20 protein-coding genes and 1 pseudogene are annotated in these 19,114 nt (G+C 74.3%); 8 read left to right on the top strand and 13 right to left on the bottom strand.

All coding sequences use genetic code 11. The features are described from left to right. From ACOJTC_RS23105 to rsmD, 9 genes and pseudogenes are all read right to left on the bottom strand, one after another. Positions 1-980 (bottom strand): MMPL family transporter (locus tag ACOJTC_RS23105; RefSeq protein ID WP_420118461.1); only part of this gene is annotated, 980 nt, incomplete at its 3' end. 224 nt (positions 981-1,204) lie between these two features. Then, entirely contained in the window at positions 1,205-2,062 is an 858-nt protein-coding gene (gene mutM / locus ACOJTC_RS23110; RefSeq protein ID WP_420118462.1) for a bifunctional DNA-formamidopyrimidine glycosylase/DNA-(apurinic or apyrimidinic site) lyase, read from the bottom strand. Then, positions 2,055-2,921 (bottom strand): ribonuclease III, encoded by an 867-nt coding sequence (gene rnc, locus ACOJTC_RS23115; protein ID WP_420118463.1) that lies wholly within the window; start codon positions 2,919-2,921, stop codon positions 2,055-2,057. The genes mutM and rnc overlap by 8 nt, the downstream gene beginning before the upstream one ends. 146 nt (positions 2,922-3,067) lie before the next feature. Next, positions 3,068-4,015 (bottom strand): annotated as a pseudogene (locus ACOJTC_RS23120) (phosphate acyltransferase PlsX); the annotation flags it as partial. A gap of 135 nt (positions 4,016-4,150) precedes the next feature. Next, entirely contained in the window at positions 4,151-4,324 is a 174-nt protein-coding gene (gene rpmF / locus ACOJTC_RS23125) for a 50S ribosomal protein L32 (protein WP_088646032.1), read from the bottom strand. Between the two features lie 5 nt (positions 4,325-4,329). Continuing rightward, positions 4,330-4,893 (bottom strand): YceD family protein, encoded by a 564-nt coding sequence (locus ACOJTC_RS23130; protein ID WP_204923805.1) that lies wholly within the window; start codon positions 4,891-4,893, stop codon positions 4,330-4,332. A 110-nt stretch (positions 4,894-5,003) separates the two neighbouring features. After that, positions 5,004-5,501, bottom strand: a complete 498-nt coding sequence (locus ACOJTC_RS23135; RefSeq protein WP_088646034.1) for a hypothetical protein — start codon at positions 5,499-5,501, stop codon at positions 5,004-5,006. A 153-nt stretch (positions 5,502-5,654) separates the two neighbouring features. After that, positions 5,655-6,140: a pantetheine-phosphate adenylyltransferase gene (gene coaD, locus ACOJTC_RS23140; RefSeq protein ID WP_088646035.1), complete on the bottom strand. Its 486-nt coding sequence runs from the start codon at positions 6,138-6,140 to the stop codon at positions 5,655-5,657. Beyond that, a complete protein-coding gene (gene rsmD / locus ACOJTC_RS23145; RefSeq protein WP_420118464.1) occupies positions 6,137-6,700 on the bottom strand; it encodes a 16S rRNA (guanine(966)-N(2))-methyltransferase RsmD in 564 nt (187 codons plus the stop codon). Before rsmD ends, coaD begins: the two co-directional genes overlap by 4 nt. Before the next feature lie 306 nt (positions 6,701-7,006). Between rsmD and ACOJTC_RS23150 the strand changes: the two genes are divergently transcribed. From ACOJTC_RS23150 to ACOJTC_RS23165, 4 genes are all read left to right on the top strand, one after another. Then, positions 7,007-8,284 (top strand): cell wall anchor protein, encoded by a 1,278-nt coding sequence (locus ACOJTC_RS23150; protein WP_420118465.1) that lies wholly within the window; start codon positions 7,007-7,009, stop codon positions 8,282-8,284. A 127-nt stretch (positions 8,285-8,411) separates the two neighbouring features. Next, positions 8,412-9,248, top strand: coding sequence for an ABC transporter ATP-binding protein (locus tag ACOJTC_RS23155; RefSeq protein ID WP_420118466.1), 837 nt, complete (start codon positions 8,412-8,414; stop codon positions 9,246-9,248). Positions 9,249-9,256: 8 nt separating this feature from the next. Further along, on the top strand, positions 9,257-10,018 hold the full coding sequence (locus ACOJTC_RS23160; protein WP_420118467.1) for an ABC transporter permease: 762 nt from the start codon (positions 9,257-9,259) through the stop codon (positions 10,016-10,018). Positions 10,019-10,048: 30 nt separating this feature from the next. After that, positions 10,049-10,819 carry a MerR family transcriptional regulator gene (locus tag ACOJTC_RS23165; RefSeq protein ID WP_420118468.1) on the top strand — a complete coding sequence of 257 codons (771 nt, stop codon included), beginning with the start codon at positions 10,049-10,051 and terminating at the stop codon, positions 10,817-10,819. A gap of 72 nt (positions 10,820-10,891) precedes the next feature. Here ACOJTC_RS23165 and recG read toward each other — a convergent pair whose 3' ends face one another. After that, entirely contained in the window at positions 10,892-13,096 is a 2,205-nt protein-coding gene (gene recG, locus ACOJTC_RS23170; protein ID WP_420118469.1) for an ATP-dependent DNA helicase RecG, read from the bottom strand. Then, positions 13,093-14,712: a DAK2 domain-containing protein gene (locus tag ACOJTC_RS23175; protein ID WP_420118470.1), complete on the bottom strand. Its 1,620-nt coding sequence runs from the start codon at positions 14,710-14,712 to the stop codon at positions 13,093-13,095. The genes recG and ACOJTC_RS23175 overlap by 4 nt, the downstream gene beginning before the upstream one ends. Positions 14,713-14,934: 222 nt before the next feature. On the opposite strand from ACOJTC_RS23175, the gene rpmB reads away from it, so the two are divergent. Continuing rightward, positions 14,935-15,126 carry a 50S ribosomal protein L28 gene (rpmB, locus tag ACOJTC_RS23180; protein ID WP_046569512.1) on the top strand — a complete coding sequence of 64 codons (192 nt, stop codon included), beginning with the start codon at positions 14,935-14,937 and terminating at the stop codon, positions 15,124-15,126. Between the two features lie 113 nt (positions 15,127-15,239). Further along, the gene (locus ACOJTC_RS23185; protein ID WP_420118471.1) at positions 15,240-16,493 is read left to right on the top strand and encodes an ATP-grasp domain-containing protein; all 1,254 of its coding nucleotides are present in this window, start codon (positions 15,240-15,242) and stop codon (positions 16,491-16,493) included. A 63-nt stretch (positions 16,494-16,556) separates the two neighbouring features. Here ACOJTC_RS23185 and ACOJTC_RS23190 read toward each other — a convergent pair whose 3' ends face one another. Together ACOJTC_RS23190 and ACOJTC_RS23195 are read right to left on the bottom strand one after the other, a co-directional pair. Further along, positions 16,557-17,018, bottom strand: coding sequence for a GNAT family N-acetyltransferase (locus ACOJTC_RS23190; RefSeq protein ID WP_420118472.1), 462 nt, complete (start codon positions 17,016-17,018; stop codon positions 16,557-16,559). A 22-nt stretch (positions 17,019-17,040) separates the two neighbouring features. After that, positions 17,041-17,979, bottom strand: a complete 939-nt coding sequence (locus ACOJTC_RS23195; protein ID WP_204923795.1) for a thiamine-phosphate kinase — start codon at positions 17,977-17,979, stop codon at positions 17,041-17,043. Between the two features lie 121 nt (positions 17,980-18,100). On the opposite strand from ACOJTC_RS23195, the gene ACOJTC_RS23200 reads away from it, so the two are divergent. Together ACOJTC_RS23200 and ACOJTC_RS23205 are read left to right on the top strand one after the other, a co-directional pair. Beyond that, a complete protein-coding gene (locus ACOJTC_RS23200) occupies positions 18,101-18,334 on the top strand; it encodes an Lrp/AsnC ligand binding domain-containing protein (protein ID WP_088646044.1) in 234 nt (77 codons plus the stop codon). After that, entirely contained in the window at positions 18,335-18,964 is a 630-nt protein-coding gene (locus ACOJTC_RS23205) for a DUF3515 family protein (protein WP_204923794.1), read from the top strand. The last annotated feature ends 150 nt before the right edge of the window (positions 18,965-19,114 follow it).

The following is a 19,114-nucleotide window of genomic DNA, read 5'->3' on the forward strand; positions in this document are numbered from 1 at the left end:
AGCGCCGGCAGCACGGTCAGCGAGCCGGTCACCGCGACGGCGACCACCAGGATCGAGCCGACGGCGAGGGAGGAGAAGACCACGTCGTCGGCGAGCATCAGGCCGGCCATCGAGATGATCACCGCGAAGCCGGAGACGACCACGGCGTGCCCGGACGTCTCGGCGGCGATCTCCACCGCGTCCAACCCGGACCGGCCCTTGGCCCGTTCCTCGCGTTCCCGTCGGACGTAGAACAGCGAGTAGTCCACCCCGACGGCCATCCCGATCAGCAGGATCACGCTGGAGGTGGTGTCCGTGGCGGGCACCAGGTGGGAGGCGAGGGTGGACAGCCCCATCGCGGCGGCCACCGAGGAGAGTGCCAGCAGCACCGGCACCCCGGCGGCGATCAGCGCGCCGAACGCGACGATCAGGATGGCCAGGGTGACCGGCAGGCTGAGCAGCTCGGCCCGCTTGAAGTCCCGGCCCAGGGTGTCGTCCAGCGCCTGGTTGATCGACGGGCCGCCGACCTGCTCGATCCGCAGCTGCGGGTGGGCGGCCTGGGCGGCGGCGGTGGCGTCACGCAGCGGCTGCACCCGGTCCGCGGCGGTCTCCGGGTCGCCGGCCATGGTGACCGGCATCAGCAGCGCGGCACCGTCGCGCGACGGGACCGGCTCGCCCACCGACGCCACCCCGGTGACCTGCCGCAGCCGGTCGGCCGCGTCGGTCGCGGCAGCCTGCGCGGCGGCCCGGTCCAGGGTGCCGGTACGCGGGGTGATCAGGATGTTCTCCACCGCCGGATCGGTGAACTCGCCCGAGGTGACGATCACGTCGGCGTGACCGGACTCGCCGATCGCCTGGTCGGCCTGGGTGGCCTCGTTCAGGCCGGCGGCGTTGCCCCCGACGAAGCACACCGCCACGAAGACCACCCAGAGCGCGATCGCGCGCCACGGGTGCTCCGCGCTCCACCGTGCCAACCGCACCGTCACCGGTCTGCCGCCCATCTCCGTCGGGCCCCCTTCCCGCCGGCGCCCTGCCGACCGTGCTGACGCTAGGGACGGCGACGCCGGGGCACATCGGGGAACGGCCCCGGCCCGCCCCCGAGGACGCGGGAGCGGTCGGGTCGGGGCGACCGGGAAGACCCGATCGGGTGGATCGGGGAAAATCCGGCGGCGGCCCGGGGTGGCGGCGGCGCGGCACACCGGCGCAACCCCGAACCGGCTCGGGGTCAGCCCCTGAGGGCACCCCGGGGGCGGGGCTGACAGCGGGGGCAGCTGTACGACGACCGGTTCATGAACGCCTCCCGGCGGATCGGTGCTCCGCACCGCCGGCAGGGCTCACCCTCCCGGCCGTAGACGTTCAGCGACCTGTCGAAGTAGCCGCTCTCCCCGTTGACGTTGACGTACAGGTCGTCGAAGCTGGTGCCGCCCTGCGTGATCGCCTCGCCGAGGACGTCCCGCACGTGCCCGAGCAGCCGACCCGCGGCGGGGGCGGTCAGCGCGTCGGTGGGGCGGGCACCGTGCAGCCGGGCCCGCCACAGCGCCTCGTCGGCGTAGATGTTGCCCACCCCGGACAGCAGCGTCTGGTCCAGCAGGGCCCGCTTGACCTCGGTACGCCGGCGGCGCAGCGCGGCGACGAACCCGGCGTCGGAGAACTCCGGGTCCATCGGGTCGCGGGCGATGTGGGCGATCTCGGCGGGCAGTTCGGCGCCGCCCTCGCTGACCGCGAGACCGCCGAACGTCCGCTGGTCGACGAAGCGCAGTTGCGGGCCGTCGTCGGCGAACCGGAACCGGACCCGCAGGTGCAGCTCGTCGGCCGCCTCGGCCGGCTGGAGCAGCAGTTGCCCCGACATGCCCAGGTGGCCGACGAGGGCGTCCCCGCTGTCCAGCGGCAGCCAGAGGTACTTGCCGCGCCGCCGCACGTCGGTGACCGTCCGGCCGGCGAGCACGTCGGCGAAGTGCGCCGGGCCGGGTGGGTGGCGTCGCACCGCCCGGGGGTGGCGCACCTCCACCGTCGAGATCCGCCGGCCGGTGACCCACTGGGCCAGCCCCTGCCGTACGGTCTCGACCTCGGGCAGCTCAGGCACGGCCCAGTCCCGCCTCGGCGGTCTCGTCCGCCGTCGGGACCACCGCGTCGGCGGCCGGCCCGTCGCCGGCGGCCCCGACCGGGCCGGCTGGGGCGGACCCGGGCGTCGCGTCGGCGTCGTCCGGCCCGGTGCCGGCCCGGTCCCGCTCGGCCTGCGCGGTGAGTTCCCGCCAGGCCGCCTCGGCGGCCCGCTGCTCGGCCTCCTTCTTGCTGCGGCCCTCCGACCCGCCGTAGCGGTTGCCGGCCACCACCACCCAGGCGGTGAAGGTCTTGAGGTGGTCCGGGCCGGTGCCCTCGATCCGGTACTCGGGCACCCCCAGGCCGAGCGCGGCGGTCAACTCCTGGAGGCTGGTCTTCCAGTCCAGCGCCGCGCCCCGGCCCGCCGACTCGGCCATCAGCGGGTCGAACAGCCGGTGGATGACGACCGCCGCGGTGTCCAGCCCGTGCTGGAGGTAGATCGCGCCGAGCAGCGCCTCCAGGGTGTCGGCGAGGATGCTCGCCTTGTCCCGCCCGCCGGTGGTCTCCTCGCCCTTGCCGAGCAGCAGGTAGGCGCCGAGCCCGTCCGGGCCGAGGCCCCGGGCCACGTCGGCCAGGGCGCGCATGTTGACCACGCTGGCCCGCAGCTTGGCCAACTGCCCCTCGGGCAGGTCGGGGTGGTTCCGGAACAGTGCCGTGGTGATCACTACGCCGAGCACCGAGTCGCCGAGGAACTCCAACCGCTCGTTGGTGGGCAGCCCGCCGTTCTCGTACGCGTACGACCGGTGGGTCAACGCCCGCTCCAGCAGCTCGGCGTCGAGTGTCACCCCGAACGCCGCCTCCAGGTGGCTGACGGGCGCACGCCGCCGCTTGTCGTTGCTCATGTTCCTACCTCTGCTTCGGTCCCGCCGGGGTACGCGGGCGGATGACCCGGGTGCCGGGCGGCGGGTGCGTTCTGGACCGTCGGGCCGGCCGGCGTGGGTCCGGTGTTCCCGGTCACCTCGTCGGCCCGGTCGGCGGCGCAACGGGTGGGGGTGTCCTCCCGCTCCGGGTCGGTGCCGTCGCCTGCGGGAAGGAGCGCGACCTGCTCCCGGACCTGCTCGGTGGCCCGGCGACGCCAGAGGTGGGCGGCCAGGGCGATACCGGAGGCGACGTCGTCCGGGGTCGCCGCGCCGTGGCAGACCACCACCGTTCCGGCGACCCCGAGCAGGGCCGCCGCCCGGGGCGCTCCACCACTGGTCGGTGGGCCCCCGGCCATCGCGTACGCCCCCTCGATGGTCTTGAGCAGGATGTTGCCGGTGAAGCCGTCGGTGACCACCACGTCGGCGCGGACGCCGGACGTCACGTCGTACCCCTCGACCAGGCCGACGTAGCGGGCGTCACCGGGCAGTGCGGTGGCGGCGAGCAGGGGGTCGGCGGTGCGGCGCGGGCGGTCCCCCTTGCCGGCCTCGGTGCCGACCGAGAGCAGGCCGACCCGGGGGGCGGCGACGCCGTGGGCGACGGCGGCGTAGGCCGCGCCGAGTACGGCGTGCCGGGCCAGGGTGGCCGGTCGGGGTTCCAGGGAGCCGCCGACGTCGAGCAGGACCACGGGGCCGGAGACGGCCGGGAGCGTCGCCACCAGCGCGGGCCGGCGCACGTCGGGCCAGCGGCCGAAGCCGAGGGCGGCGGCGGAGACGGTGGCGCCGGTGGACCCGGCGGAGACGAGCGCGTCGGCGGCGCCGTCGCGGACGGCGGAGACGGCCGCCCGGACGGTGCTGTCGGCGCGGGGCGCGTGCTCGGTCGGCCCGGCGGCGGTCCGGGTGGCGCGGATGGTGATCCGGGTCCGTTGCGCCGGGGTCAGGGCGTCGACCACCCCGGCCGCGACCTCGGTCGGGCCGACGAGCAGCAGGTGCAGGTCCGGGTCGGCCCGCACCGCCCGCAGAGCGCCGTCAACCACGACGGCGGGAGCATCGTCCCCGCCGAGGAGGTCAACGGCGATCCGCGCGGTGCCCGACTCCCTCGCCGGGCCGGCCGGATCAGGCGGGCCGGCGTCGGAGGGAGCCGGGGCACCGGGCGATCGCCGGGGTGCGCGCGCCACCCGACCCGTGGTCGGGGGTGTCACTCGGCGTCCAGGTCAGACCTCGAGAACCTGGCGGCCGTTGTACGTGCCGCAGACGGAGCACGCCGCGTGCGGCAGCTTGGGGGACTTGCACTGCGGGCAGGCCACGGTCGCGACCACAGCCGCCTTCCAGTTCGCCCGGCGGGACCGGGTGTTGCTGCGCGACATCTTGCGCTTCGGGACGGCCACGGTTCCTACTCCTCTGTACGGTTCAGTTGCGACAGGCTCGCCCAACGCGGGTCGATCTGCTGGTGGCTGTGATCGGCCGGCAGATCGTCCCAGTGCACCCCGCACTCGGGGCACAGTCCTGGGCAGTCCTCCCGGCAGAGCGGGTTGGTCGGCAGCGTGAGCACCACCGCGTCCCGCAGCGCCGGCTCCAGGTCGATCAGATCGTCCTGCATCCGGCCCACCTCGTCCTCGTCGGTCGTGATGTCCGTGGTGCTGTTCTCGTACGCGTACAGCTCCTGGACGTTCACGGTCAACGAGTAGTCGATCGCGCGCAGGCAACGACCGCACTCGCCCTGAACGGGACCGGTCACGGTCCCGGAGACGAGCACGCCCTCGGACACCGACTCCAGCCTCAGGTCGAGGTCGAGGTCCGCGCCCTCCGGCACGCCGATCAACTCTCCGCCGAGGTCCGCCGGTGCCGGCACGACCCGCCGATGCGTACGCAACGCGCCAGGGCGACGCGGCAGGTCCCTCGTGTCGAGGACCAGCGGCGCCCTGGGGTTGAGTGATGAAGGCGAGTGTTTGGGCATAGTCAGACTCCGGCCGGTGAGAGGCCGACAAAAAAGGTTACCTGGGCGACCGCCGGGTCGTCGAACCGGGGGCGACGCCCGACCCGTCCGTCGGTGGGATGAGGTGCCGCTCAGAAGGGTAACGGGCGTTCCGCCTCGTCCCCACCGAAGGTGCCGATCTCCCGCAGCGCGTGCATCTTGTCCCGCCCGCGCTCGATCGAGGCCAGCGCCCGGGTGAGGAACTGCTCGAAGTTCGCCAGCGCGGTGTCGACGTAGTCGTCGACCTCCTCGCGCAGCCGCTGCGCCTCGGCGCGGGCCTCGGCGATGATCCGGGCCCCCTCGTGCTCGGCGGAGACGGTGATCTCGTTCACCGAGACCAGCCGGGCGTGTTCCGCCTCACCCTCGCTGATGATCCGGTCGGCCTCCCGCTTGCCGGCCTCCATGATCTTGTCCCGCTCCTCCAGCAGGGCGGCGGCGCGGCGCAGGTCGGCGGGGAGTTCGGCGCGCATCTCGTCGAGGGCGGCGATCATCTCGCCCCGGTCGACCATGCAGTTGTTGCGCGACATCGGGACGGAGCGCGCCTGCTCCACCATGGCGATCAGTTCGTCGATGCGGTCGAGCGGGTCCACCGGTACCTCACTCCTGTCGTTCGTCGGCCGACCTACATGATGCGGCCTGCGCCCGGCTTCGGCGCTGCACCACATGATGTCGTGCCCCGGCCACCACCGCCGCCACCACCCCGGCCCGACGCGCCGCCCGGACGCGGCGCGACGGCGCGACGGTCAGGGACGCGGGACGGTCAGCCGGGCCTGTAGCGCCCGGCGGACGGTGTCGGGCACGTGCGAGGAGATGTCGCCACCCCACTTCGCCACATCCTTGACCAGGCTGGAGGAGAGGAACGAGTAGAGCGGGTTGGTCGGCATGAACAGCGTCTCCACGCCGGCCAGGCCGATGTTCATCTGGGCCATCTGCAACTCGTAGTCGAAGTCGCTGACCGCCCGCAGGCCCTTGATCAGCACACTCGCCTCCTGCGCCCGGCAGAAGTCGACGAGCAGCCCCCGGAAGGACGCGACCCGCACGTTGCCGTACGAGGAGGTCACCTCGCGGAGCATGTCGATCCGCTCCTCGACGGTGAACAGGCCGCTCTTCGACTGGTTCACCAGCACGCCGACGATCACCTCGTCGAAGAGCCGGCTGGCCCGTCCGATGATGTCGAGGTGTCCGTTGGTGACCGGGTCGAACGAGCCGGGACACACCGCACGTCTCATGATCGGCGACCGTACCAAAGAGTGGTCTCGCCGTAACGCCGGCTGCGCGCGGCGGTGATGCCCTGCACCCAGTCGACCGGGCCGCCCCGGGTGGACCGCTCGACCACGACCAGCGCGTCGGGGGCGAGCCAGTCGTGCGTGACCAGCCCGGTCAGCAGGGCGGTGATCTCGTCGTCCGGCACCGCGTAGGGCGGGTCGGCGAAGACCACGTCGTACGGCGCGCCGCCGGGTCCGGCCGCGACCACCCCGGCCACCCTGCCGGTGACCAGTCGGGCGGCGGGGGCGGCCCGCAGCGCGGCGACGTTCTCCCGGATCACCCGGGCGGCCCGGGGGTCGGACTCGACGAGCAGCACGTGCGCCGCGCCCCGGGACAGCGCCTCCAGCCCGACCGCGCCGGAGCCGGCGTAGAGGTCGGCGAAGCGCACCCCGTCCAGGTCCACCTCGGCGGCGACGGCACTGAACAGCGCCTCACGGACCCGGTCGGAGGTGGGTCGGGTGCCGCCGCCGGCGGGTGCGGCGATCCGTCGTCCGCCGAGCGTGCCGGCCACGATCCGGGTCACGGTCTACCCCTGTGCATGCCTGTGACGCTACGCGACGGGTAGCGCGGGCCGGCGGCGCGGTGCGCCCGGACGGGGTGACCACTTGATCACTTCCGGTAGATCAATGATCTCATATGTATAACAACACTCCCTGTGCCGGCTGTGCGCTATGTCCGTATCGACGGGCCCACTAGGGTCGGCCCGGTGCCGGTGCCGCTCCGCCGGCCAGGGCGCCGCACCGGCGTCGTCACGGCGCTCCCACCCCTGCCGTGACCCGCAGACGCCACCCCCGCCGCGCCCTGACGCATCCTCACCTCGGGAGTACGCGTGATCCGTCCCAAGCTGTCGCCACGGCGACCGCTCGCCGTGACCGCCGCCGCCCTGGCCGGCCTGGCCACGGCCCTCGCCCTGACCGCCCCGGCGGGCGCCACCTCAGCCTCACCGTCCCCGACGGCCACGCCGACGGCGACCGCCACGCCGAGCGCGACGGCCGGCACCCCGTCGGGTGGCGAGCCCGCGCCGTCCTGCGTCGCCGCCGCCGACGCCCGCTACACGCACACCTTCGACGGGCCGGCGGGCAAGGCGTCGATCACGCTGACCAACGGCCCGCTGTGCCGGGGCGAGGAGCAGGAACTCGCCCTGGTGTCGTACGTGACGCCGTCGGCGAAGTTCGCCGTCCCGCAGTACGTGCTCGACAAGTCGATCAAGAAGTTCACCGGGGTCGCCCCGGGCGAGCTGGGTGTGGCCACCCTGGACTTCGCCGTCGAGGTGCCGAACTGCTACACCCAGGTCGACTTCGTCTTCGGCAGCAAGCTGATCGACCCGCTGACCGACACCAGCGACCGGTACGGCGACCGCAAGGTCGGCAGCCCGGCCGGCATCGGCGCCCGCTCCACCGGCCCGCGCGCCTGGTACAACGGCGGCTCGGGCACCTGCTCGGCGGCGCCGGAGGTGATCGCCGAGTCCGACTGCGACGGCAACGTCGAGTTGACCCTGGTCAACCGCAGTGGCAACGCCGGGGCGACCTTCGCCATCGTCGGCAGCGGCGGCTTCACCGAGCAGGTGACCGTCCCGCTGCGCAAGATCGAGACCCGCAGGCTCAGCGCCGGGCAGGCGCAGGAGATCACCGTCACCGCCCCCGGCATGAAGGACTTCACCGGCGGCTGGCAGAAGCCCGCCGACTGCCAGCAGCCCGAGGTCGGCACCCCCGACGCCAGCTACGAGTCGAGCTGCGACAAGATGATCTTCCGGATCAGCAACCCGGAGGACGGCACCCCGCTGACCTCCGTGTTCACCCCCAGCAAGGGCGAGCCGAAGAAGATCACCGTCGAGCCCGGCCGGACCGGGACGGTCAGCTTCCCGGCCAGCAAGGGACTCACCGTCACCGTCACCGGTGACCTCGACTCCGGCGGCCCGCTGAAGTGGGAGCAGCCGAAGGACTGCCCGTCCACCGGTGGCGGCGGTGGCGGCGGCGACCAGGACGGCGGCCTCCCGGTGACCGGTGCGGCGGCCGGCGCCATCGCGGCCGGCGCGGCCACCCTGCTGGTGGCCGGCGGGGTGCTCTTCCTCGTCGCCCGACGTCGGCGGATCCGCTTCACCGTCTGACCCGCGGCGCGCCCGCAGGGCGCTGACCCGCACAGCACGCCCGCAGGGCGCGTCGACCGACCGGTCGACGCGCCCTGCGCGTTTCACGCTTGACCCTGCCGCAGCGTCAACCTCGCATGCTGACGCCATGTCCACGACAGAGTCGACGCGGGCCCTCGGGCCCGCCATCCGGATCCGGGGCCTGACCAGGTCCTACCGCGAACTGCCCGTGCTGCGCGGAGTGGACCTCGACGTGGCCCCGGGCAGCATCTTCGCCCTGCTCGGCGCCAACGGAGCGGGGAAGACCACCCTGGTACGCATCCTCGCCACCCTGCTCAGGCCGGACGGCGGGACGGCCCACGTGCACGGCTTCGACGTCACCACCCAGGGCGCGCGGGTACGCGAGTCCGTCAGCCTCACCGGCCAGTTCGCCGCCGTCGACGAGATCCTCACCGGCCGGGAGAACCTGGTGCTGGTCGCCCGGCTGCGCCACCTGCCCGACCCCGGCCGGATCGCCGACGACCTGCTCGGCCGCTTCGCGCTCACCGACGCGGGCCGTCGGCGGGTGGGCACCTACTCCGGGGGGATGCGCCGCCGCCTCGACATCGCGATGAGCCTCATCGGCGACCCACCGGTGATCTTCCTCGACGAACCCACCACCGGACTCGACCCGCAGGCGCGCATCGAGGTGTGGCAGGCCGTCCGGGAACTCGCCCGCCGGGGCACCACCGTGCTGCTCACCACCCAGTACCTCGACGAGGCCGAACAGCTCGCCGACCGGATCGCCGTGCTGCACCACGGACGGATCATCGCCGACGGCACGCTGGCCCAGCTCAAGCAGCTCCTTCCGCCCGCCACCGTCGAGTACGTCGAGAAGCAGCCCACCCTGGAGGACGTGTTCCTCGCCATCGTCGGCGACGACGCGCCCACCGCCGACACCGACCGCATCCCGGACCCCGCCCGCCCCGCCGGCACCAACCACTGAGGACCCCGATGACCAGACACTTCCTGCCGGACACCGCCGCCCTGCTCGGGCGCTCGCTGCGGCACATCAGCCGCAGCCCGGACACCGTCATCACCACCACGATCATGCCGATCGCGTTCCTGCTGCTGTTCGTCTACGTGTTCGGCGGCGCGATCCGGACCGGCTCCGACCGGTACGTGAACTACCTGCTGCCCGGCATCCTGCTGATCACCGTCGTCTCCGGCATCTCCTACACCGCGTACCGGCTCTTCCTGGACCTCAAGGGCGGCATCTTCGAGCGGTTCCGGTCCATGCCGATCGCCCGCTCGGCCGTGCTCTGGGCACACGTGCTGACCTCGCTGGTGGCCAACCTGATCTCGCTCGTGGTGGTGGTGCTGGTCGCCCTCGCCATGGGCTTCCGCTCCGGGGCCGGCCCGCTGGCCTGGCTGGGGGTCACCGGCATCCTGCTGCTGTTCACCCTGGCGCTGACCTGGCTCGCGGTCATCCCGGGCCTGACCGCCACCTCCGTGGACGGCGCGAGCGCGTTCTCCTACCCGCTCATCCTGTTGCCGTTCGTCAGCTCGGCCTTCGTGCCCACCGACACCATGCCCGGCCCGGTGCGGGCCTTCGCCGAGCACCAGCCGGTGACCTCCATCGTGAACGCCCTGCGCGGCCTGCTCGGCGGGCAGCCGGACGGCGGTGAGGTGTGGACCGCACTCGCCTGGTGCGCCGGCCTCCTCGTCGTCGCGTACGCCGGCGCGATGGTCGTGCACCGCCGTCGGGTGGGTTGACGGTGCTCCCGGGTCGGGCAGGCTGAGGCCATGTTGACGATCGGACGGCTGGCGTCGTACGCCGGGGTGACCATCCGCGCCGTACGGCACTACCACCAGATCGGGCTGCTGCCCGAACCGGAACGCGACGCCTCCGGCTACCGCACGTACGACGCGGCGGCGGTGGTACGGCTGATCCGGATCCGGACCCTCGCCGAGGCCGGCGTCCCGCTGAGCCGGGTCCGCGACCTGCTCGACGCCGACCCGGCGACGTTCGCCGCCGCCACCACCGAGATCGACCACCAGTTGCGTACCCAGATCCGGGCGCTCCAGGAGCACCGGCGGCGGATCGCCAGGCTCCGTGACGGTGACACCCTCGCCGTCCCCGCCGAGGTGGTCGACTATCTGGACCGGCTCCGCGCCGCCGGGGTGCCACTGGTCGCCGTCGAGGGCGAACGCGACGGGTGGATCCTGATGGCGGCGCGGTGGCCGGACGCGATCCCGACGCTGATGGCCGACAAGGTGGCCCAGCTCGACAACCCCCAGGTCGTCCAGCTCTACCGGTTGATCGGTCGGATCGCGCAGGACCCGCAGGACGAGGAGCTGCTGCACGAGACGGCGGACCTGCTGGCCGAGATGTTCGCGCAGGCGGAGGCCGCCGGGGAGCTGGCGATGCAGCAGGAGGTCACCCCCGACCCCGCGTTCGTCAGGTTGATGGACTCGTTCGCCGACGCGGCCCATCCCGTCGTCAGGCGGCTGCGCAGGATGGTCGCGGATCGGGGGTGGACCGGCTGGACCGTCATCGAGAAGCGCCGTCCCTGAACCGTCCCGCCGGCCGGCGGCACACCCGGCCGACGGGACGCCGCCCCGACGTCCACGCCCCGGGGGCGGCGGTCAGCCCTTCTCCAGGTATTCCGCGCGTTCCTCGTCGACCAGGGCGGCGACCGAGGCGGCCAGGGCCGGATGCCGCTCAAGCTCCGGGTCCTGGTCGACCAGGGCGACCGCCTCGGCCCGCGCGTCGCGGATCAGGTCGGCGTCGCGCAGCAGGGAGAGCAGCCGCAGGTGCGAGCGGCGGCCGGACTGGGTGGCCCCCAGCACGTCACCCTCCCGGCGCTGCTCCAGATCCAGCTCGGCCAGCTTGAACCCGTCGGTGGTGGAGGCGACCGCGTCCAGCCGCTCCCGCGCCGACGAGCCCTCGGCCGCCTCACTGACCAGCAGGCAGAGCCCGGGAGCCGAACCCCGGCCGACCCGGCCCCGGAGCTGGTGCAGTTGCGACACCCCGAACCGGTCGGCGTCCAGGACGATCATCACGGTGGCGTTGGGCACGTTCACGCCGACCTCCACCACCGTGGTCGCGACCAGCACGTCGAGGTCGCCGTCGGCGAAGGAGCGCATCACCGCGTCCTTCTCGTCGGCGGGCAGCCGACCGTGCAGGACGCCGATCCGCAGCCCGTGCAGCGGACCGTCGGCGAGCAGCGGCGCCACCTCGGTCACCGCCAGCGGGGGGCGTCGCCCGTTGTCGTCCTCGCGGGGCGGCTCCTCCTCGGCCGCCGGCCCCTCACCGATGCGCGGGCACACCACGTACGCCTGGTGGCCGGCGCTGACCTCCTCGCGCACCCGCCGCCACGCCCGGTCCAGGAAGGCCGGCTTCTCGGCCGCCGGCACCACGTGCGAGGCGATCGGGGACCGCCCCTGCGGCAACTGGGACAGGGTGGAGGTCTCCAGGTCGCCGTAGACGGTCATCGCCACCGTGCGCGGGATCGGGGTGGCCGTCATCACCAGCACGTGCGGCGGCTGGTCGGCCTTGGAACGCAGCGCGTCGCGCTGCTCCACGCCGAACCGGTGCTGCTCGTCGACCACCACCAGTCCCAGGTCGGCGAAGTCGACGCCCTCGTAGAGCAGGGCGTGGGTGCCGAGCACGATGCCGGCCCGCCCCTGCGCGACCTCGGCCAGGGCCCGCCGGCGGGCCGCCGCGCCCAGCGAGCCGGTGACCAGTTCCACCCGGGTCGCGTCCTCGGCCGCGCCCAGCTCACCGGCCTGGGCCAGCGGGCCGAGCAGGTCGAGCATGCCCCGGTGGTGCTGGGCGGCGAGCACCTCGGTCGGGGCCAGCAGCGCCGCCTGACCGCCCGCGTCGACCACCTGGAGCATCGCCCGCAACGCCACCACCGTCTTGCCGGAACCGACCTCGCCCTGCAACAGCCGGTGCATCGGATGCGGGGTGGTCAGGTCGGCGGCGATCTCGACGCCGACGTCGCGCTGCCCGGGGGTCAGCTCGTAGGGCAGCCGGGCGTCGAACGCGTCGAGCAGGCCACCCGCCTTCGCCGGGCGCGGCTTCGCCGGCCAGGACGCCGCCCGCAGCTTGCGCTGCACCAGGGTCAGCTGCACGGCGAACGCCTCGTCCCACTTGAGCCGGCGACGGGCCCGGTACAGCTCCTCCTTGCTCGACGGTCGGTGGATCTCGCGCAGTGCGGTGCCGATGCCGACCAGCTTGCGTTCGGCCCGCAGCGACGCCGGCAGCGGATCGTCCGGCGGGGCGACCGTGTCCAGCACCACCCGGACGCACCGGGCGATCACCCAGGTCGGCACGGCGGCGGCGGCCGGATAGACCGGGATCAGCGCCCCGGCGAACTCCTCGACCTCCTCGGAGGCCGCCGCCTCACCCTCTCCGCCCTCGCCGAGCAGCACGTACTCGGGGCCGTTGAGCTGCCGCTTGCCCCGGAACTCGGTGACCTTGCCGGCGAACAACCCCCACCGGCCGGGGCGCAGCTCGCGTTCCCGCCACGCCTGGTTGCCGAAGAAGGTCAACGTCAGCGTCCCGCCCGAGTTGTCGCCGACGGTCACCTCCAGCAGGTTGCCCCGTCGCTGCCGCATCGGACGCACCGCCGTGCGCTGCACCTGGGCCAGCACGGTGACCTGCTCACCGACGTCCAGCGAGCGGATGTCGGTGTGCTCGCCGCGCTCGTCGTAGCGGCGCGGGAAGTGGTACATCAGGTCACCGGCGGTGTGCAGGTCGAGATGACCGGCGAGCGCCTTGGCGGTGCGCTCCCCGACCAGCTTCGTCAGCGCGGTGTCCACCGTGGCCGGTTCGGCCGTCGTCATTCGACCCCCACCAGGAGCGGATAGTGCGGTTGCCCGCCCGGGTACGCCTGCACCTCGACGAAGGGCCAGCGCCGGGTCACGTGCTCGCGGACCGCCTCGGCGAGCCCGGCCGGGGCGTCCGCGCCGGTGAGCAGGGTGACCAGCTCACCGCCGCCGCCGAGCATCCGGTCGACCACGGCGGCACAGGTGTCGACCAGGTCGCTGCCGATCAGGTGCACCTCCCCCTCGACCAGGGCCAGCACGTCGCCGGGCCGGCACGGGCCGGCGACGGTCAGCGCCTCCCGGCTGGCGTGGCACACCTCGGCGTACCGGCAGGCCCCGGCCGCCTCGGCCATCGCGATGACGTCGTCGGCGAACCGGCGCTGCGGGTCCCGCACGGCGAGCGCGGCCAGCGCCTGCACCGGCGAGCGGGTCGGCACCACGCTGACCTTAACCCCGAGCCGGTGCGCCTCCCGGGCGGCGGCGCTCGCCACCGCCTGGGTGTTCGGGTCGTTGGGCAGGACCACCACCCGGGCGGCGGCGGTGGCCCGGATCGCGTCCAGCAGCTCGCCGGTGGACGGGTTGCCCGGCACCACCGTCGCCCCCTCCCCACCGAGGAGTTCGGCGATGCCGACACCGGTCGCGACCACCACGGCCGCCCGGCCGTCGGCGGCCGGACCGGGGGCCGGCGGGGCCTGGTCGGCGAACCGGGTCACCGAGATCCGGTACGGCCGGCCGGCGGCCACCCCCGCCTCGACGGCCGCCCCCACGTCGTTGACGTGGACGTGGACGTTCCAGGTGGTGGACTCGGCGGGTGCGCCGGCGTCGCCGACCACCACCAGCGAGTCGCCCAGCGTGGCCAGTTCGGCGCGCATCCGGGTCACCGCCTCGTGCGGGGCGTCGAGCAGGAACTGCACCTCGTAGGCGTACTCGGGGGAGCCGGTCTCCCGGACCACCGTCAGCGCCGGGCGCGCCGGGCGGGCCACCGGCGTCGGCCCGGCCGGGGCCTCCCCCGTGACCACCTCGACCAGCGCGTCGAGCAGCAGGCAGAGCCCCCGGCCGCCGGCGTCGACCACGCCGGCCCGGGCCAGCGCGGGCAGCTGCCCGGGGGTACGCGCCAACGCGCGGGCGGCCTCCCCGGCGGCGGCCCGGGCCACGGTGCACAGGTCGTCGCTGTCGGTCTGCTCGGCGGCGGTCGCGGCGGCGGCGACCACACTCAGCACGGTGCCCTCGACCGGTCGGGCCACCGCGGCGTAGGCGGCGGTGGTGGCGTCGCGGAGCGCGGCGGCCAGCGCCCGGCCGGCGACGGCGGGCACGTCGCCGAGCGTGTCGGCGAGGCCGCGCAGGATCTGCGAGAGGATCACCCCGGAGTTGCCCCGCGCGCCGAGCAGCGCGCCCCGGGCCATCAGTCGCAGCGCCCGCCCGTGCGCGGTCGTGCCGTCCTCGGGCAGGGTGCCGGGTCCCATCGCCAGTGCCTGCTGGGCCGAGGCGAGCGTGAGCACGAGGTTGGTGCCGGTGTCGCCGTCGGGCACGGGGTAGACGTTCAGCTCGTCGATCTCGCCCTGGTGCCGGCGCAGCGCGGCCAGACCGCCCGCACACCAGCGGCCCACCGCGGCGGCGTCGAGGGTGTCCAGCACGGCCAGAAGCCTACTGGCGGCGACCGACACCCGCCGGGGTCGGCTGGCGTGTCCCGGTCCGGTTCGGGCGGGACGTCCCGGTCCTGGGCGGCCGACCGGGCAGGGCGGCGGGGGCCGGGACGGGCGGTTGGTCCTGCCCGGAGTGCATCGGGTACCCTGGCCAGGTTGTCCGGGCAGCGCCTGCCGGCGACCTCATGAACGTATCAATCTCAGGAGTATCCCGTGGCTAGCGTGTGCGACGTCTGTGGCAAGGGGCCGGGCTTCGGCCACAACGTGCCCTGGTCCAAGAAGAAGACCAACCGCCGCTGGAACCCGAACATCCAGTCGGTGCGTACCCCGGCCGGTGGGGGCACCACCAAGAAGCTCCAGGTCTGCACCTCGTGCATCAAGGCCGGCAAGGTCACCCGCGCCTGACCTGGTAACACCTCCACCGCTTCAGCTCCGATCAGTACCGGTGGGCCGTCCGGCCCGCCGGTACTGTCGTGTGTCCCCGCCACCCGGTGACCGACCCGTACGGAGGACGACCTTTGGACCTCGACCTGGGCCGCGACGAGATGATCGTCGTGGGCGCCTCGCTCGGCATGCTGCACTGGTTCGCCGAGGAGCTGCCGGCGGGCAACGTGGTGCTCGTCGAGGAGCCGGAGATCATCGCCCGGCGGGACGTCACCGCGACGACGGCCCGGCTGCCGGTGGTGTCCCGGGTGGTGTCCGCCCGCTACCAGACCGGCCTGGACGTCGAGGAGCTGCTGGCCCGGGAGCCGGGGCTGGCCACCGCCCGGCTGGTGATGCCCGGCCTGGAGTACGCGGTCCGGGCCGCCGCCCGGCTCGCCGAACGGCTGGGCCTGCCCGGCGCCGGCCCGCAGGCCGCCGACGTGTTCTCCGACAAGCACCGGATGCGCGTACTGGCCGACCGGGCCGGGCTGGCCAATCCGGCGTACGAGCTGGTCGACTCCCCGCAGCGGGCGGCGGCGTTCGCGGCCCGGTTCGGTGGCCGGTGCGTGTTGAAGCCGACCCGTCGCTCCGGCAGCCTCGGCGTGCAACTCGTCGACGCCGGTGACGACCTGTCGGCGGCCTGGTCGGCGACCGCCGCCCCGGAGGCGCCGGTGGAGGCGGCCACCGACCTGCCCACCGAGGTGCTTGTCGAACAGACCCTGCTCGGGCCGGAGTACAGCGTCGAACTGCTGGTCGCCGACGGCGAGGTGTGCTTCGGCAACGTCACCGACAAGCGGGTGCTGCCCGGTCGCCGCCCGGTGGAGACCGGGCACACGGTGCCGTCGGCGCTGCCGGCGGACGGCCGCGCTGAACTCGTCGCGGCGGCCACCCGGCTGGCGGCGGCGGCCGGCTTCCGCACCGGTGTGCTGCACAGCGAATGGATCGTCGCCGACGGGGTGCCGACGCTGGTGGAGTGCGCCGCCCGACTGCCCGGCGACATGATCGCCGCACTGATCTCGCTGGCGTACGAGTGCGGGTTCATCGACGCCTACCTGCGGACGCTGCGCGGCGAGCGGCCCCGGCTGCCGGCCCGGCCGTCCGGGGCGTCGGCGGTGGAGTTCCTGCTGCCGCCGCCGGGGACGCTGACCGCGGTCGACGGGCTGCGCGACGCCCGCCGGGTGCCCGGCGTCCTCGCCGTGCAGCTCGACGTGGCCGTCGGGGACCGGGTCGGCGAGGTCACCTCGTCGGTACGCCGGGGTGGGCACGTGCTGGCCTGGGGCGCCGACCCGGCCGAGGCGGCGGCCGCCGCCCGTGCCGGCGCCGACCGGCTCCGGTTCACCGTCGCCTGACGCCGCCGGGCCGGCGCGCGGGTCCCCGCCGCCGCGAGTGGGACCGGCGCGTCGCACGACCGGTCAGAGCGTCCGGCCGAACGACAGGCAGCCGGGGGCGTCGGCGTAGTAGCCGAAGTTGGCGATCCGCTCGTACCCCGCCGAGGTGTAGAGGGCGACCGCCTCGGGTTGCCGGTCACCGCACTCCAGGATGATCCGCGTGCGCCCGTGCCGGAGGGCCGACTCCTCGATGGCGGCGAGCAGGGCGCGGGCCACCCCACGCCCCCGCACGGCCGGGGTGGTGTACATCCGTTTCAGCTCGGCGGCGTCCGCGCCGTGGCTGCGCCACCCCGCGCAGCCGACCGGCTCGCCGTCGAGGTGGGCGACGAGGAAGTCGCCGTGCGGCGGGACGAACTCGGTGTGGTCGATGGGGGTCTCGTCGCCGCTGCCGCCGTACCGGACGCCCAGGTCGGCCATGGTCGCCCGGATGAGCGTCTGGGCCGCCGGCGAGTCGAAGCCCAGCGGTCGGATCTCGATCTCACTCACGGGGGAAGGGTACGACCGCCCCTTACCGGAAGTGGTCCCAGCCTGCTGGTCCGTCGTACACGTCACCGTCGACGGTCACCCCGCCGCCCTCGATCACCCGGCCCACCGGACGCCACCGGTCCGGCAGCGCCACCGTCGCCGGGAAGGTGGCGACCAGGGCGTGATCGTCGCCACCGGCCAGGATCCAGGTGTACGGGTCGACGCCGAGCGCCTGGGCGGCGTCGCGCATCTGCGGGGGTACGTCGAAGGCGTCCCGGCGCAGGTCGACCCCGACACCGCTGGCCTTCGCCAGGTGGCCCAGGTCGGCCAGCAACCCGTCCGACACGTCGATCATGGCGGTGCCGCCGAGCCGGGCCGCCTCCGGCCCGGCCCGGTAGGGCACCTCCGGCCGCCGGTACGCCTCGACCAGCACCCGCGGGGTGCGGAACCCCCGGGAGAGCACGGTCAGCCCGGCGGCGGCCCAGCCGGTGCGGCCGGCGAGCGCCACCACGTCACCCGGCCGGGCGCCGGAGCGGACCACCGGTGCCCGGCCCGCCAGGTCGCCGAGAGCGGTCACCGCGATGGTCAGGGTGGGGCTGGCGGACATGTCCCCACCGACCACCCCCGCGTCGACCAGTGCCGCCTCGGCGGCCAGCCCGTCGGCCAGTTCCTCCACCCAGGCGGTGTCCAGGTCGGCGGGGATGCAGAGGGCCACCAGCAGGGCGGTGGGGGTGGCGCCCATGGCGGCGATGTCGGCGAGGTTGGCCGCCGCCGCCCGGTGTCCGACGTCCCGCGCGCCCGACCAGTCCCGCCGGAAGTGCCGCCCCTCGACCAGCACGTCGGTGGAGGCGACCACCCGCCGGTCGCCGGCGGCCACCACGGCGGCGTCGTCGCCCGGCCCGAGCAGGCAGGCCGATCCGTACGTCAGCCGGGTGGTCACCCGGTCGATGAGGCCGAACTCGCCCACGTCCGCGACACCCATGTCTTCCTTCCGACACGCTCGCTAGCTGCTTAACCGCGACCACCGCCAGGGATCACGCCTGCTCCGTAGGGTATTTTCACCCTTCGGGCCGCCCCTGGCGGCGACGGACGGAGGTCGAGTCGTGGTACAGGCGTACATCCTCATCCAGACCGAGGTGGGCCGGGCGCGGGACGTGGCCGGTCTGATCGCGGATCTTGCCGGCGTGGTACGCGTCGACGCCGTCACCGGGCCGTACGACGTGGTCGTCCTCACCGAGGCGAACACCGTCGACGAACTCGGCAAACTGATCGTCAGCAACGTGCAGATGGTGCCCGGCATCACCCGCACCCTCACGTGTTCGGTGGTGCGCCTGTAAGTGGACGAGAAGACCTCCTCCCCCGAGACCCCGACCGACGTCGCGCCCACCGCCGACCGGCCGGCGGTGGACCGGTCGACCCGGCGGGCCGCGCTCTGGGCCACCCTGGTCGCCGTGCCGGTGACGGTGGCCGTGGCCGGCTTCACCTTCGCCAAGCTCTCCCCGGACGCGCCGGTGGCCGCGCCGGAGGCGTCGCCGACCAGTGCCGGGCCGAGGTCCAGCGCCCCGGTCGAGATGCCCGCCCCGGCGCTGGCCGAACGGCCCGGTGTGGTGTGCCGGGCGCTGGTGTCGCAACTGCCGGCCACCGTGCGGGACCTCGCCCAGCGGCCGGTGACCGCCGGCGCCGAGCAGAACGCCGCCTACGGTGACCCGGCGTTGACCGTGGCCTGCGGGGGTGCCGAGCCGACCGTGGACGCCACCGCCGACGTGTGGACCGTCAACCGGGTCTGCTGGCACGCCGACGAGCGGTCGGACGCCACGGTGCTCACCACGCTCGACCGGGAGACCGCCGTCACGGTGACGGTGCCCCGGGCGTACGAGGGGGCGTTGCAGTGGCTCACCCCGATCTCCGACGCGGTGGTCGCCTCCGTGCCGTCGGGCGGCGACAGCCCGGCCGGCTGCCGGGGCTGAACCGCCTCCCGTGCCGGTGTCACGACGGCCGGCCGGTGAGGCGGAAAACCGGTTGACGGCACCGATAATCTGATCCTCCGTACCTGCGGCTGGCCGTGGGTGGCGAGGGGGCCCAGGCCCCGCGCCCCCCGGAGCCCCCCGGCCCCGCCC

The sequence above is a fragment of the Micromonospora sp. genome (assembly GCF_048594385.1).
GTDB lineage: Bacteria > Actinomycetota > Actinomycetes > Mycobacteriales > Micromonosporaceae > Micromonospora > Micromonospora wenchangensis.

Coding starts and splice junctions, on each gene's coding strand:
- ACOJTC_RS23195 (WP_204923795.1), bottom strand. CDS start 17,979: ATGGGTGTCGCGGACGTGGGCGAGTTCGGCCTCATCGACCGGGTGACC.
- ACOJTC_RS23160 (WP_420118467.1), top strand. CDS start 9,257: ATGACCAGACACTTCCTGCCGGACACCGCCGCCCTGCTCGGGCGCTCG.
- rnc (WP_420118463.1), bottom strand. CDS start 2,921: ATGAGCAACGACAAGCGGCGGCGTGCGCCCGTCAGCCACCTGGAGGCG.
- coaD (WP_088646035.1), bottom strand. CDS start 6,140: ATGAGACGTGCGGTGTGTCCCGGCTCGTTCGACCCGGTCACCAACGGA.
- ACOJTC_RS23165 (WP_420118468.1), top strand. CDS start 10,049: ATGTTGACGATCGGACGGCTGGCGTCGTACGCCGGGGTGACCATCCGC.
- ACOJTC_RS23130 (WP_204923805.1), bottom strand. CDS start 4,893: ATGCCCAAACACTCGCCTTCATCACTCAACCCCAGGGCGCCGCTGGTC.
- recG (WP_420118469.1), bottom strand. CDS start 13,096: ATGACGACGGCCGAACCGGCCACGGTGGACACCGCGCTGACGAAGCTG.
- ACOJTC_RS23155 (WP_420118466.1), top strand. CDS start 8,412: ATGTCCACGACAGAGTCGACGCGGGCCCTCGGGCCCGCCATCCGGATC.